We start from the raw sequence: 13,999 nt of genomic DNA, 5'->3' as shown, positions 1-13,999 counted from the left end.
CCAGATTGCTCTGGCTTATATTTTATAGACTATCGTCTTTATCCATTAATTTACTAAGGAATTTCTTGGGTAAAACTTTTACTAAGTTTTTGGTTGTTTCACTGTTCAGTTTTCAAGGTTCTTTGTTTGTTTTCTAATGCGTTAGCGAAAAATATTTTATCATATTTTTTAATGCTTGTCAACAACTTTTTTTCCATTTTTATCAAACGGAGAAGGAGGGATTTGAACCCTCGCGCCGCGTTAACGACCTACTCCCTTTCCAGGGGAGCCCCTTCAGCCGCTTGGGTACTTCTCCAAGCCGTTGATAAACACTTCGCGATTATTTGCATTTTAACAATAATTAAAACCACTATTTTGTGGTTAAGATTATTGAAGCGGAGAAGGTGGGATTCGAACCCACGGCCCCTTTCGGAGTCACTGGTTTTCAAGACCAGCTCCTTAAACCACTCGGACACCTCTCCGTACTTAGCAACTCATTATCGAGTGCTTTAATAATTTATCACATCTTAGCCAATGTGTCAAGCCTTTTTTACAACTTTTTTCGAGTTGTTTTTTTAACTAATTTGCCGTCAGTATTTAACGACAAGCGGTATGATATCATATATTATTTTAGGTGTCAATACAAAAGGTTATTATTTTTATATTCTGATAAATCCATTTATTTCAAGTAAACCTTCAACCCCTTATATTTAAAGGGTTTATGGCAGTTACTATCATAAATTCAAAAAGCTTTTTGCTATAATCAAATCTTCACTTGTTGTTATTTTGATATTAGAATATGCACCTTCAACTATTTTAACTTTTATATCTGAATACTTTTCAACCAACATTGAATCATCAGTTGCATTATATTTATCATTTATACCTCTTCCATAAACCATTGTGATTAAATCTTTTTTAAAAGCTTGAGGAGTTTGAATAGACCAAAGTGTATTTCTGTTTGGAGTATCTATAATATTGTTATCACCATCAGACACTTTAATTGTATCCTTCACCCTTACTCCTACCACACAAGCACCATATTCATATGCATTAATAATAGCTTTCTCAATTAGTTCAGTTTCTATAAAAGGCCTAGCCCCATCATGTATTAAGACTACATCAGTATTAGAAGATAAACTTTTTATTCCCTCATATACTGAATCTTGTCTTTCTTTTCCACCTTCAATTATTTCTATAACTTTATTAAAATTATATTTTTCTACTATTTCCTTTCTAACGTATTCAATTTCATTTTTACCTACTACTAATATGATATTGTCTATTTTATCACATTTTTCAAAAGCATCGATTGTATATGCTAAGATAGGTTTATCTAATAATTCTATATACTGTTTTGATTTTTTAGTATTCATTCTTTTACCTTTACCTGCTGCAGGTATTATTACTGTGCATTTAATGTTATCCATAATTTTATTCCTCCAATAATTATTATTGACTAATAAGTATTATCGTTTTATAATTAATACTAATGATGATTTTATAGATATTCTACTATATTACATATTAATTCTTTAGTAATAGATTATTATGTAAGTTTTATTAATTAATGTTATCGTATATTTTATTTTAAACTATTATATACTAAATTAAAAGCTAGAATATCAAAATCATTAACATTTATACTATTATAATTAAATATACCAAATCAAATATTGAAATAGGAGGATTAATTATGTTAAGTGAGAAATTATTAAAAGAGATAAATGACCAGATTAGTTATGAATTTTATTCTTCACATCTTTATCTTGCAATGGCTTCGTATTGCTATTCAATAGATCTAGATGGTTTTGCTAATTTTTTTGTAGTACAAGCTGAAGAAGAAAAATTTCACGCAATGAAATTTTTTGATTTTGTAAATGAGATGGATGCTAAAGTTGAAATTAAAGGAATCGAGACACCACCAAATAACTATATTGATATTAAAAATGTATATTCAAAAACTTTGGAACATGAAAAATTTGTAACCAGTCGTATCTATAAATTAATGGATATAGCTATGGAAGAAAGAGAGCATGCCACTATAAGTTTTTTAAAATGGTTTATTGATGAGCAAGTTGAAGAAGAAGCAACTGTTAAAGGTATATTACAAAAATTAAATAGAGCGAATGGTGATGTTTCTATAATTTATTCTATAGATTCTGAGATGGCACAGAGAGTCTTTACGCCTCCTACTAACGTATAGCCAATAGTTTACATCATCCAAGCACTAAAAGCAACTATATGATACTATTAATAGCGTATATGAAAACACATTTTATGCTTAAAAATAGGACTTTTACAAAATAAAAAAGTATAATTATTATTTAAGATAAGCAAAAATAATAATTATACTTTTATTTATAAATACATGGATTTCATTGTGACTAACAAATAGACTGATTCATAATTCATCCATTTGATAAATCAACCTTTAATTGCTTAGAATCTATCACTTAATTTCAAATTAGGAATTGCATTCAGATCCATGTCATGCCTTACACCATTTATATACTCATAATACGCCGCTACACCTATCATAGCAGCATTATCTGTACAATAGACAGGTGATGGATAGTGTAATGTAATTTTTTCCTTTTTGCAGGCTATTTCCATCTCTTCTCTAAGTTTACTGTTAGCTGCTACTCCACCAGCTAATGCAACTTTATTGAGCTTCAATTCTTTGGCAGCCTTTATTGTTTTATTAACGATTACTTCTACTACTGAATTTTGAAAACTAGCAGCTATGTCAGGAACGTTTATTTCTTGTTCTTTCATTCTACATTGATTTATATAATTAAGAACTGCTGATTTTACACCACTAAAACTAAAATCATATGAACCATTATCTAAATATGATCTAGGGAAATCTATTGCATCCTCATTCCCTTGTTTAGCTATTTTATCGATCTTAGGTCCTCCCGGGTATCCTAACCCAATTGCTCTAGCTACTTTATCAAATGCTTCACCTGCTGCATCATCTCTTGTCTTACCTAATATTTCGTATTTACCATAATCTCTAACATGTACTAAGTGTGTATGTCCTCCGGATACTACCATGCAAATAAAAGGTGGCTTAAAATCCCCTTCTATATAATTAGCACTTATGTGTCCTTCTATATGATGAATTCCTATTAAAGGTTTTTTAGAAGCGAATGCTATAGCTTTAGCTTCTGCCAATCCCACTAGTAAAGCACCTACTAGTCCTGGTCCATATGTAACTGCAATTGCATCTACATCTTTTATTGCCACATTGGCTTCTTCTAATGCTTCAGTTATTACAGGATCTATATTTTCTATATGCTTTCTTGAAGCTATTTCGGGAACAACTCCTCCAAATTTCTTGTGTAAATCTATTTGAGAGGATATAATATTGGACAAAATATGTTTTCCATTCTTTACAATAGCTACCGACGTTTCATCACAAGATGATTCTATAGCCATTATCATTACGTCTTTATTCATTTAATCACCTACTACAATAAATTCTTCTGTTTTTTGCCATCCTTTAATTTTCCAAAGTTCTTGATCTTTAACTAATAAATATTCTTCGTATATCTCACCTTTTGGTCCAACATTATTAAGATAATATACTACTTTAATAAAAAACATATCGTCTATCTTATTGTCATCATTTTTTTGAGTATCATAACCTATTATTTTAGTTCCGTTTTCTTTATAATTCTTTATTTCTTCTTTTATCTTTTCTAAATGTGTCTCAATTGGGTTGTTAGCTAATAATTCATCATCATATAGTTTGCGTTGAAAGTTAATTAATAAATCTATTTCTGCGTCATCAACATCATCACTATATAATTTCTGCATTATTTCATTATTCAATTCTAGAACTTGTTCTGGAGCCTTCTGTAAATCACTTAATTTATTTACCGTATTATCATAATCTTCTTCTAGATTTTTTAATAATCTATCTGAATTCGATAGCAAGCTCTTATCAAATCTATCTTGGCTTGTTTTATTAGAAAATGTAACAAACAATAATATACCTAAAATCATCAGAATAAGAACTGCAATAAATTTTCTCATATTCACCACTCCATTAATGTCCTTTTTTTAATATAAAATATACATCTACATTATATTGTTTAGAACCTATATATAACTTACTTATATATTATATATCGAATTTTTAATAAATAGTATTATACTATTCATCAAACTTTAATGTTTTAGCCATTCTATCTTTTCCAACCTTAGAGTTCTTAAATATTTTGGTAGCAACCTGTAATGAATCTTTTGGTCTAACCAATGATGGACTAAAATGTGTCAACCATAATTCATTAACCTTAGCTTTTACAGCTAAAGTAGCAGCTTCTTCAAATGTCATGTGTTTATATTCATTTGCTTTATTTACTTTTTCTTCATCTCCATACATACCTTCGCATATGAAAAGATCAGCATTTCTAGCATATGTCTCAATATTTTTTACTGGCCTAGAATCAGTACAATAAGTTAGTTTAATACCTTTTCTAGGTGGTCCAAGTACTGAGCTTGGGTCATATTCTTTTCCATCGTGTATGACATTTTCTCCTTTTTGAAGAATATTCCAATATTTCATAGGCAAGTCTAGTTCTTTAGCTTTTTCAACTAAAAATTTTCCCTGACGTTTAATATTGATATTATAACCGTAACAAATAACATTATGGTTAAGTTTATAAGCCTCTATTTCATAACCTTTTATGTTAAAACATGAATATTCATCTTTTATCTCTATAAATTTTAATTCAAAAGGTAATTCAGGAGCTATTACCCGTAACCCCTTAACGATTCTTTCAAGACCTTTGGGTCCTATTAAAGTAATTGGTTCTTTTCTATCAGAATTACCAATGGTTAGTAATAATCCAGGTAATCCACCTATATGATCTCCATGGTAATGAGTAAAACATATAATATCTATAGATTTAAAACTCCAACCTTGTTGTCGTATAGTTATTTGAGTTCCTTCACCACAATCAATTAACAAATTACTTCCATTGTATCTTGTCATAAGAGAAGTTAACCATCTATTTGGCAAAGGCATCATTCCACCTGTACCTAGCAAACATACATCTAGCATATTTCATCCTCTTCCTTATTTTTTCTTATTGTAACACAAAATATAGTTTATAACCATATTAAATATGTAAGCTATCTAATAGTATTACCAAAAAAAGAATGCATCATCTGCATCCTTTTTTATTTTATTTAAGTCAAATATATATATTTACCACATAAAAATTCCATTATGAATTGTACTTATATATTATTTTTTTGATATGGTTGGTTGAAATTTAAAAGTTTTTATTAAACTATCATAACATTCTTCACATAATTCAAAACTATGGGTTTCCATATCTTTATTAGAAAAATAACCCCATTCTTTAATAACCTTTATATAATCAACTTTCTGTTTCAAACTATCACTATAGATCAATTTGCCACATCTATTGCAGTATACTTCTGATAGGACATTATTTTCAATTATCTTCTTTTCAAATTTTTCCATTTTTTATCCCCTCACTAGGTGTCTTTAATGTTTAATATGAAGAGAAATCCATAATTAAAGGCTAGGATATATACTATATTAATAGATTTTCCTATAGGATAAAAAAGTGATTATGAAATTCTCTGTATTAGGTATATACTAATAATGTTTATTATAATTATAACGTCCTTATGTTAATCTGTATATAGGTAATTTCTTCAATGTTGAAGATGCTAGATTGCTTCTTATACCCACAATTTCTTTTATACTATTTATTGTATACTTTTTTTGCAACTTCATACACATTTTCAGTTGTTATTCCAAATTCTTTAAATACTTTAGCTCCTGGTGCCGAAGCTCCAAAATGATCAAGTCCGATAACTTCTCCATCAAGACCTACATATTTATGCCATCCGAATGTTGCTGCAGCTTCTATAGCTACTCTCTTTCTCACACTATTTGGAAGTACACTTTCTTTATATTCTTCTGATTGTAAATCAAAAACATCCATTGAAGGCATACTTACAACTCTTACATCTATATTATCTTGTTTAAGTTTTTTAGCAGCTTCGTAGATGAATTCAACTTCTGAACCACTTGCCATCAATATCATATCAGGTGTTTCCTTGTCAGAATCAACTAAAACATAGCCGCCTTTTAAAGCTTTTTTCTCAGATTCTTCGTAATAAGGTACATTTTGTCTAGTTAATACAATAGCTGTTGGTACTTCTTTTGATGTTATAGCAAAATACCAAGCTGCCGCTGTTTCTCTAGGATCAGCTGGTCTAAATGTAACCACATTAGGCATACTTCTAAGTGCTGCTAATTGTTCTATAGGTTGATGAGTTGGTCCATCTTCTCCTACACCAATACTATCATGTGTTAATACAAATGTTACAGGAAGTTTCATAAGAGCTGATAATCTCACACTAGGTTTAATATAATCACTAAACACAAAGAATGTAGCTATAAATGGTTTGTGCGCACCATGTAATGCAATCCCATTTGCCATTGCTGACATTGCTAATTCACGTACACCGAAGTGTAGATTCATACCTGAATAATCTTCTGCTGAAAAATCACCTTTTCCATTCATATAAGTTTTTGTTGAAGGCGCAAGGTCTGCCGCTCCACCAAATAAATTAGGAATATACTTAGTAAGTTTGTTTATTACTTGACCAGAAATCGCTCTTGTAGCAGCTGGCTTTTTATCAAATGTCCAATATTCTTCGTTATTCAATAAATCTACAGGAAGTTCTTCGCTTGTCCATACTTCCCACTCTTTTGCTAAATCGCTATATTTAGCAGCGTATTCTTCAAATAACTTATTCCATTTTTCTTGCTGTTCTTTACCTTTTTCTTGTAAAGTTTTCATATGGTCATATACTTCTTCTGATACATAGAAATCTTTATCTGTTGAGAAACCTAGATTTTTCTTGGTTTCAATTAAGTTTTCTTCACCCAAAGGTTCACCATGTGCTGATGATTTCCCTTGTTTTGCAGGACATCCATATCCTATTTGTGTTTTAACTATTATAAGTGATGGATGTTTCAAATCAGATTTAGCTTCTTCGATAGCTTTTCCTATGGAATCTATATCGTTTCCGTCTTCCACTCTTATTACTTGCCATCCATATGCTTCATATCTTTTTCCTACATCTTCTGTAAATGCTATATCTGTACTACCTTCGATAGTTATTTTATTAGAATCATAAAACGCGATGAACTTACCTAATTTCAATGTTCCTGCTAAAGAAGCTGCTTCTGATGTAATACCTTCCATCATACATCCATCACCTGCTATAGCATATGTGTAATGATCCACAATATTATATCCATCTCTATTGAATTTTGCAGCTAAATTGGCTTCTGCCATTGCCATACCAATACCAGTAGCGAATCCTGCTCCTAATGGTCCTGTTGTTGTATCTATACCTACTGTATGTCCATATTCTGGATGTCCAGGAGTTTTACTTCCCCATTGTCTAAATTCTTTTAAATCTTCAATTGTAAGACCATATCCAAATAAATGTAATAATGAGTATAATAACATGGAACCATGTCCGGCAGATAATATAAATCTATCTCTATTAATCCAATTAGGATCACTTGGGTTATGTTTCATATGATTAGCCCATAATTCATAAGCCATAGGGGCTGCTCCCATTGGTAATCCCGGGTGTCCAGATTTTGCCTTTTGAATACCTTCAGCAGATAAAATTCTAATAGTATTAATCGTAGTTGTCTCAATGTTTCTCATCTTGAATTATTCCTCCTTATAATAGTAATCTTAGGTTACTTTTTTAATAAGTAAATTCTAATATTTAGTGATCTAATTATATTAATTTTAAGACTGCATTATTATGCTATCTTAAAAATATATTTTTAGGCATTTAGAAATGTATATATTTAATTTGTTCATAGAATTGATATTTATACCTTATTTAATAAAAGATACTCTTTACATATGCATTTTAACATATTTCAAAATAATAGCAAGTAGTAATGATCAAATTTTTTCATATCCAATATATTTATTTATATATAATTAAAAATGTTTTTTTGTCTAATAAATAATACATCTACAATATGAATGTTTTTTACATATATAAATTATTCTTATCGTATAATTATATTTTTAATATTATAAGTGATTTCATCATATTATAAAAGGATAGCATATTCTCTATCCTTATATAATACTTGTTTTTATTATTCAACAAATCAGCAAACTTTACCCTTTAAGCAAATTCAATTTTTCATAATATGTTTTTAATTTTTTTATTATCGCCTTATCTATTTGATCCATGGTCACGTCAGTAAATATTTCTATGCCTTGTTTAATATTATCAATGGCATATATATGGAAATTACCTTCTTTAACGTCTTTTAATATATCATCTTCTAGTATTATTTCATCTATATTCTGTTTTGGAACAATTATTCCTTGTTTACCTGTTAACCCTTTAGTTTTAAGAAGTTCATAGCATCCTCTTATTTTATGTGTAACTCCTCCGACTGGTTGAACATTACCAAACTGGTCTACCGAACCTGTTATAACTATACTTTGATCAAATGGTATTTCTGACAAACTAGATAAAATAGCATATAGTTCTGCACAAGAAGCACTATCTCCATCAATAATATTATAGACCTGCTCAAAACAAATCTGGCAATTTAACATTAATGGAAAATCTTGAGAATACTTATTTCCTATATAGCCTGCTAATATACCAATGCTTTTGTCAAATATATTTCCACTGAGTTTATTTTCTTTTTCAATATTGATAACACCTAATTTACCCATATAGGTTACAGCAGTAATTCGAATTATTCTTGCAACTGTACTTTCACTATAATCACTTAATGCTACTCCATTTATTTGCCCTATTTTCTTTTCCCCATAATCAATTATTATTTTATCTTTTTCGTATAAGTCTTTTATGTTTTCTTTCAATAAAGCCGCTCTATTGTTTTTCTTGATATATGCTTCTTTAATAACATTGGCGTTTATTACATTTACATTAGAACGTGCTGCACACAAATCAGCTTCTTCTATCAAATTTAATAATACAGAAAATTTGGTTGTTAATTTGTTTCTGTCTTCTGCAATGTATGATGCATATTTTAATAGTTCGTTTTTTCCATCTTTAGTAAGCATTCTATATTTTTTTCTATCACATATATCATCAAAAAAATGATAGTATTTACTTATTATTTTTTTGTTTTTATCAACTTCCGTATTAAGCTGTACATGTAATTTAAATAATTCTTTAAACTCATTATCATAAGCATACAATAAGCTGTAAATACGTTCATTTCCAATTAAAATTACCTTTAAATCCATAGGAATAGGCTCTGGTTTTATCGTTTTTATTGGAAGTGAACCAAGTTGTTCTCTAATATTCTCAAAAACCAATTTTCTATTTATTATAACTTTTTTTAATGTACTCCAAGTTAAAGCACTATTTAATATGTTTTCTGCATTAATGATTAAATAACCGCTATTGGCATTATGAAGTACTCCTTTTTTTATCATAGTATAATTAGTGGTATAGATACCTAATTCATTTTCGTATTCTATTTTACCAAACATTTCGTAATAAGATGGATTATCACAATAAATGATTGGAGATGTTTTAGCATTGGAATTGTCGATGAAAAGATTAACTTTATACTTTTCCAGATTATCATCCTCGTCATCATTCAGTAAGGATTTTAATGTACTGCTATCATCTTCAGATAATATATTTTTTATGTCCAAGAATAAATGATCTTTTAGCTCTTTTATATATGCTATTACTTTTTTATTGTTTTCAAAATCTTTTTCTGCTCTTTTAAATGCATCATCAATAATTATTTTTAAAATTTTATTTTGTAATTTGGTTACTTTCGCCTCAGATATTTTTTTTAATCTTTTTACTTGCTTCATTATATCTTCTGATTTGTTTTCCATGATATTTAGATTCTCTAATATTATTTCTTGTTCTTCAACTGTTAGATCATCGTATTTCTCTTCGCTAATTTTTTTCCCGTCTATTATGGGAATAAAAAAGATGCCTTTATCTGTTATATTAGTAGAAAATCCAAGCTTTTTAGCATCATCTTTCAATTCTTCTAATTTAGTTTCACCTTTAGATAAAAACTCATCTTTTAGGCAAGTCTCAACCTTTTTAAATTCTGCACTATTCAATTTAATGTTAGATTGTAGTATTATATCTTTTACACAATTTTCTACATTCTTTTTGAATTTCTTCCCTTTACCACAACATAGTCGCAGAACTCTTGGTTTATCTTCATTTTTGAAGTTATACACATAACACCAATCATCAGGAGGATTGTTCTTTTTACTCTTGTCTTTTAGAAATTTTTTTAGAAATTCTACAGTGTTTAATCCTTCTTCAGCTGATAAGTATATATTATAGCCAGATCCATTTAGCTTAAGACCAAAATCAAGTATTTCGCTTACTCTGCCATTCCCAACAAATATATCTTCTTCATCTTTGTCATTATCTGATTCTTCTATGATAATTGACTTCAAATCTAAATCTTCATGGGAAAGTTCATACAATTCCTTCATTAAGCAGCTCCTCCCTATACCCTTTGCCCTTTAAAGTTTCATATACTTTATCTTATACATTTATAAGGTATCTTGTTAATAATTAATAAAAAAAAATACCTCCAAGTAAACTGTCTACTTTGGAAGTATCATATCATTATAAAGCTATTAACTTATTTCCACATTATATAAGCATCTTCTCTTGGTTTTTCATAAAAGTTCTTTCTTACTCCGGATATTTCGAATCCTAATTTCTTGTATAGTTTAATTGCTTTCTTATTACTTATCCTTACTTCTAAAGTAAAAGACATAATTCCATGTTTTCTACCTTCTTCTATAAGAGCCTCCGTTACTTTTCTACCAAGTCCTGCTCCTCTTCTATCTTTTTTTACTGCTATATTAGTAATATACCCTTCACCTACGATATTCCATAATCCCGCATATGCTAATATATTATTGTCTTCTTCTATTACCATGTATATTGAGTGTTTATTGATTGTTATTTCCTTAGTAAATGCATCTTCTGACCAAGGATTAGGGAAAGTACTTTCTTCAATTGAATGTACTTGTTCTATATCCTCTAATTTCATTTTTCTTACTAGATACATGTATTATGTTTCCTTTCATATTCCCTTTCTGCTTGGGACTTTCTGAGATATATAGGTTTGAAATTCATATAACTTTCTGTTTTCCCTTTTGTCCCATATAATATACCCAAAGCAGCTACTGAGGATGCTCTCTGTACATTATTATTTAAAGGAGCTAATACATATTCTTCATGTGTAAAATTATTTTTTATTGCATCAATATTAGGAGCTACACCATCTCCCAAAAATATGACTTGTCTAGATAATTTTTTGATTTCTATAATTATTTCTTCTATAGGTACAACTGTACTAGGTAATATATTGATAAAATCATTCCCATTATATGAGTATAAACCTGTATATACTTGGTTTCTTCTTGCATCCATTAATGGACATATTATTCTATCAGTGTATCCAATATTATAAGCTAAAGCATCTAGAGTATTAATCCCTGCAATAGGAATTTCCAGTGTATGGGCAAGACCTTTTGCTGTAGCAACACCGATTCTTAATCCTGTGAAAGACCCAGGGCCTTTAGAAACTGCTATTACATCTAATTCATCTAAATCTAAATTGATCATGTTGCAAACTTCTTCTATCATAGGCATTAATGTCTGTGAATGAGTTTTCTTATAGTTAGTTGTATATTCACATATTAATTGATTGTCTTCTGCAACAGCTATAGAAGCAGCCACAGCAGAACTTTCTATGGCTAAAACTTTCATTTGTCAATTCCTCCGACTGTTATTTTCCTGTAATCTATACCTTTATCAAGATCCTTTTCAATATTAATCCATATTGCTTCTTTTGGCATTAATTCTTTAATTAAATCTGCCCATTCTACTAGACATACTGCATCATTATAAAAATATTCTTCATATCCTATCTCATACATTTCATCTGGGTCATCTATCCTGTAAACATCAAAATGGTTGAATTTTAGCTTGTCAGTATAATATTCATTAACAATTGTGAAGGTAGGACTAGTAATATGTTCATTAATTCCTAGACCTTCCGCAAATCCTTTTGTGAATACTGTCTTGCCGACACCTAAATCACCGAGCAAACAATATATCTGTCCTTTTTCTGCTTTATCTCCCATGTTTCTGCCTATCTCTTTTGTTTCTTCTGCTGAAAATGATTTATAAATCAATCAAATCTTCCCTTCATTCTTCTGCTGTTTGAATTTATATCTTGTAGATTCCATTTTTCTGCTAACAATCTTTTCAATATTCTTCATGTTCTTATCTTCAATTAGTCTATTTGGTATAATAAAAGCTTGATCTTTATTTATGTAAAATAAAAGATTATATTTTGATTCAACGACTTTATACAAATTATCCCATCCAAAATCTACCCATTGACCAGATTGAAGTACACTGAATCCTGGTTCATTGATTTTATATATAATTGCTTCTTTATATACAGGATTAGTTAAAAATTGTTTTTTAGATTGTAAATATAACATTAATGGAGATATCACTAAATACAGTAAAGCTCCAAACAATAATATTAGAGTGGTAAATGTATCATGCCACAAAAAAGATATTGGAAATACTACTAAGCAAATTATACTGAATATCAATGTTATTTTGCTACTGAGTCTTGAATAAACATGTCCTAACATAAAAAAGAACATATCTTTTTCATTAATTTTTACATTTAATTCTATATCATTACTATTAAGCTTATTATCACTAATAGGTTTATTTTTATTAGATTTACTGTCATTAGGTTTACTCTTGTTAGATTTATTTTTATCTGTTTTATTTTTATCTAGTTTATTATTATCAAGTTTTGCGGTTTTATTTGCTTTTTGTGAATTATTAACATTTTTGCTATTGTTATTATTCTTTCCACTCTTACTATTGTTCTTTTTATTCTTATTTGCCATATTAACCTCCAATTATTAAAGAATGCTTTCGATAGGTATTATAGCACTTTTACGTTAATTTAGCTAGTAGAAAACAACCTACAATTAAATTTATAATAATTTTTTTAGTTATCTATTCTTTATATTTATTAACAAAAAAACCTAGATCTAATCTAGGTTTTTTCAACTCCACTTTTTCAGTATAGTCGGTTTGAATGCTTTAATTACAATACCACTAAATATAGTAACGATAACACCTTTTATAAGATTAAAAGGTATATAAGCTCCAAATATCATACCCATTTTCTCGGTATGTGAAGTTATACCTGTATATACAGGTATATTAATAAAGTAATTAACCAATCCTGCTGTTATTGTCATAACTATTATTGCTGTTAAGCTTCCTATAACGAATCTTTTTACATTATTCCTTTTAAATATCAGGCAGAAAGGTAAAACATAAGCTACACCAACTAAAAAATTAGCAAACTCTCCTATTCCTCCTGTACCAGAATTGAACATTATAAATCTAAGCAGATTTTTCATGAATTGAATTATCACTGTTGCTACTGGTCCTAGAATAATTCCACCAATAATCGCTACCGTATCACTAAAATCTATTTCCAAAAAAGGTGGAAAATAAGGCAACGGAAATTCCAATATAAATATAATGTATGCTATTGCACTTAGTAAAGCAACTTTCACCAGATAAATTGTATTAAATTTTTTTTCGGTTTTTGAATGGTTAGCTCCATGAATACTAATTTTACTTGTTTTTTCCATAATTACTAATCTCCTTTCAAAAACCCTTCGGGACATTAACTAAAGAACAAAATAAAAAACACCTTTGAAATCTTCAAGGTGTTATTATCATAAATAATAATTTGATTTCTTCTCTCATCCAGACTATACTGTCGGTCTTGGAATTACACCAAGTCAGCCAATGGCTCGCGGACTATAACCGCCGGTAGGGAATTACGCCCTGCCCTGAAGAATTTTTTCTATATATATTTGTTAAA

The 13,999-nt window shown here is 29.1% G+C and carries 13 protein-coding genes, 2 tRNA genes and 1 riboswitch; of the genes, 1 reads left to right on the top strand and 14 read right to left on the bottom strand.

The features are described 5' to 3' along the window. Window positions 1-207: 207 nt before the first annotated feature. The 3 genes from QMG30_RS14965 to ispD all read right to left on the bottom strand — a co-directional run bounded on the left by QMG30_RS14965 (window position 208) and on the right by ispD (window position 1,409). A tRNA-Ser gene (locus QMG30_RS14965) sits at window positions 208-295 on the bottom strand. Between the two features lie 80 nt (window positions 296-375). Then, window positions 376-461, bottom strand: a tRNA-Ser gene (locus QMG30_RS14960). Between the two features lie 252 nt (window positions 462-713). Further along, window positions 714-1,409, bottom strand: a complete 696-nt coding sequence (gene ispD, locus QMG30_RS14955; RefSeq protein ID WP_281816720.1) for a 2-C-methyl-D-erythritol 4-phosphate cytidylyltransferase — start codon at window positions 1,407-1,409, stop codon at window positions 714-716. Window positions 1,410-1,675: 266 nt separating this feature from the next. Between ispD and QMG30_RS14950 the strand changes: the two genes are divergently transcribed. Beyond that, the gene (locus QMG30_RS14950) at window positions 1,676-2,185 is read left to right on the top strand and encodes a ferritin (RefSeq protein ID WP_281816718.1); all 510 of its coding nucleotides are present in this window, start codon (window positions 1,676-1,678) and stop codon (window positions 2,183-2,185) included. 236 nt (window positions 2,186-2,421) lie between these two features. Here the strand turns inward: QMG30_RS14950 and tsaD are convergent, their stop codons facing one another. From tsaD to QMG30_RS14895, 11 genes are all read right to left on the bottom strand, one after another. Next, a complete protein-coding gene (gene tsaD / locus QMG30_RS14945) occupies window positions 2,422-3,444 on the bottom strand; it encodes a tRNA (adenosine(37)-N6)-threonylcarbamoyltransferase complex transferase subunit TsaD (protein ID WP_281816716.1) in 1,023 nt (340 codons plus the stop codon). Continuing rightward, entirely contained in the window at window positions 3,445-4,023 is a 579-nt protein-coding gene (locus QMG30_RS14940) for a DUF6715 family protein (RefSeq protein WP_281816715.1), read from the bottom strand. A gap of 121 nt (window positions 4,024-4,144) precedes the next feature. Then, window positions 4,145-5,053 carry a ribonuclease Z gene (locus QMG30_RS14935; protein WP_281816714.1) on the bottom strand — a complete coding sequence of 303 codons (909 nt, stop codon included), beginning with the start codon at window positions 5,051-5,053 and terminating at the stop codon, window positions 4,145-4,147. A gap of 186 nt (window positions 5,054-5,239) precedes the next feature. Continuing rightward, the gene (locus tag QMG30_RS14930) at window positions 5,240-5,482 is read right to left on the bottom strand and encodes a hypothetical protein (RefSeq protein ID WP_281816712.1); all 243 of its coding nucleotides are present in this window, start codon (window positions 5,480-5,482) and stop codon (window positions 5,240-5,242) included. 247 nt (window positions 5,483-5,729) lie between these two features. Further along, window positions 5,730-7,721, bottom strand: a complete 1,992-nt coding sequence (tkt, locus tag QMG30_RS14925) for a transketolase (protein WP_281816709.1) — start codon at window positions 7,719-7,721, stop codon at window positions 5,730-5,732. 474 nt (window positions 7,722-8,195) lie between these two features. Then, window positions 8,196-10,541, bottom strand: a complete 2,346-nt coding sequence (locus QMG30_RS14920) for an ATP-binding protein (RefSeq protein WP_281816706.1) — start codon at window positions 10,539-10,541, stop codon at window positions 8,196-8,198. Window positions 10,542-10,693: 152 nt separating this feature from the next. Continuing rightward, on the bottom strand, window positions 10,694-11,128 hold the full coding sequence (gene rimI, locus QMG30_RS14915) for a ribosomal protein S18-alanine N-acetyltransferase (RefSeq protein WP_281816703.1): 435 nt from the start codon (window positions 11,126-11,128) through the stop codon (window positions 10,694-10,696). Further along, the gene (gene tsaB, locus QMG30_RS14910) at window positions 11,119-11,832 is read right to left on the bottom strand and encodes a tRNA (adenosine(37)-N6)-threonylcarbamoyltransferase complex dimerization subunit type 1 TsaB (RefSeq protein WP_281816701.1); all 714 of its coding nucleotides are present in this window, start codon (window positions 11,830-11,832) and stop codon (window positions 11,119-11,121) included. The genes rimI and tsaB overlap by 10 nt, the downstream gene beginning before the upstream one ends. Continuing rightward, entirely contained in the window at window positions 11,829-12,260 is a 432-nt protein-coding gene (tsaE, locus tag QMG30_RS14905; RefSeq protein ID WP_281816700.1) for a tRNA (adenosine(37)-N6)-threonylcarbamoyltransferase complex ATPase subunit type 1 TsaE, read from the bottom strand. The genes tsaB and tsaE overlap by 4 nt, the downstream gene beginning before the upstream one ends. Next, window positions 12,261-13,001 (bottom strand): YcxB family protein, encoded by a 741-nt coding sequence (locus QMG30_RS14900; RefSeq protein ID WP_281816699.1) that lies wholly within the window; start codon window positions 12,999-13,001, stop codon window positions 12,261-12,263. It abuts the gene before it with no gap. 162 nt (window positions 13,002-13,163) lie between these two features. Further along, window positions 13,164-13,763 carry an ECF transporter S component gene (locus QMG30_RS14895; protein ID WP_281816697.1) on the bottom strand — a complete coding sequence of 200 codons (600 nt, stop codon included), beginning with the start codon at window positions 13,761-13,763 and terminating at the stop codon, window positions 13,164-13,166. Between the two features lie 102 nt (window positions 13,764-13,865). Further along, window positions 13,866-13,979: riboswitch (FMN riboswitch) on the bottom strand. Between the last annotated feature and the right edge of the window lie 20 nt (window positions 13,980-13,999).

Origin of the sequence: Vallitalea longa (genome assembly GCF_027923465.1) — a bacterium.
Taxonomy (GTDB): Bacteria; Bacillota; Clostridia; order Lachnospirales; family Vallitaleaceae; genus Vallitalea; species Vallitalea longa.
The sequence above is the reverse complement of the archived record's forward strand: the minus strand, read 5'-3'. Positions and strand labels throughout refer to the sequence as shown.

What these genes read in the sequence shown, in the direction of transcription:
- tkt (WP_281816709.1), bottom strand. Translation starts at nt 7,721, where the DNA reads ATGAGAAACATTGAGACAACTACGATTAATACTATTAGAATTTTATCT.
- rimI (WP_281816703.1), bottom strand. Translation starts at nt 11,128, where the DNA reads ATGTATCTAGTAAGAAAAATGAAATTAGAGGATATAGAACAAGTACAT.
- QMG30_RS14895 (WP_281816697.1), bottom strand. Translation starts at nt 13,763, where the DNA reads ATGGAAAAAACAAGTAAAATTAGTATTCATGGAGCTAACCATTCAAAA.
- QMG30_RS14920 (WP_281816706.1), bottom strand. Translation starts at nt 10,541, where the DNA reads ATGAAGGAATTGTATGAACTTTCCCATGAAGATTTAGATTTGAAGTCA.
- QMG30_RS14950 (WP_281816718.1), top strand. Translation starts at nt 1,676, where the DNA reads ATGTTAAGTGAGAAATTATTAAAAGAGATAAATGACCAGATTAGTTAT.
- ispD (WP_281816720.1), bottom strand. Translation starts at nt 1,409, where the DNA reads ATGGATAACATTAAATGCACAGTAATAATACCTGCAGCAGGTAAAGGT.
- tsaD (WP_281816716.1), bottom strand. Translation starts at nt 3,444, where the DNA reads ATGAATAAAGACGTAATGATAATGGCTATAGAATCATCTTGTGATGAA.
- QMG30_RS14940 (WP_281816715.1), bottom strand. Translation starts at nt 4,023, where the DNA reads ATGAGAAAATTTATTGCAGTTCTTATTCTGATGATTTTAGGTATATTA.
- QMG30_RS14935 (WP_281816714.1), bottom strand. Translation starts at nt 5,053, where the DNA reads ATGCTAGATGTATGTTTGCTAGGTACAGGTGGAATGATGCCTTTGCCA.
- QMG30_RS14930 (WP_281816712.1), bottom strand. Translation starts at nt 5,482, where the DNA reads ATGGAAAAATTTGAAAAGAAGATAATTGAAAATAATGTCCTATCAGAA.
- QMG30_RS14900 (WP_281816699.1), bottom strand. Translation starts at nt 13,001, where the DNA reads ATGGCAAATAAGAATAAAAAGAACAATAGTAAGAGTGGAAAGAATAAT.
- tsaB (WP_281816701.1), bottom strand. Translation starts at nt 11,832, where the DNA reads ATGAAAGTTTTAGCCATAGAAAGTTCTGCTGTGGCTGCTTCTATAGCT.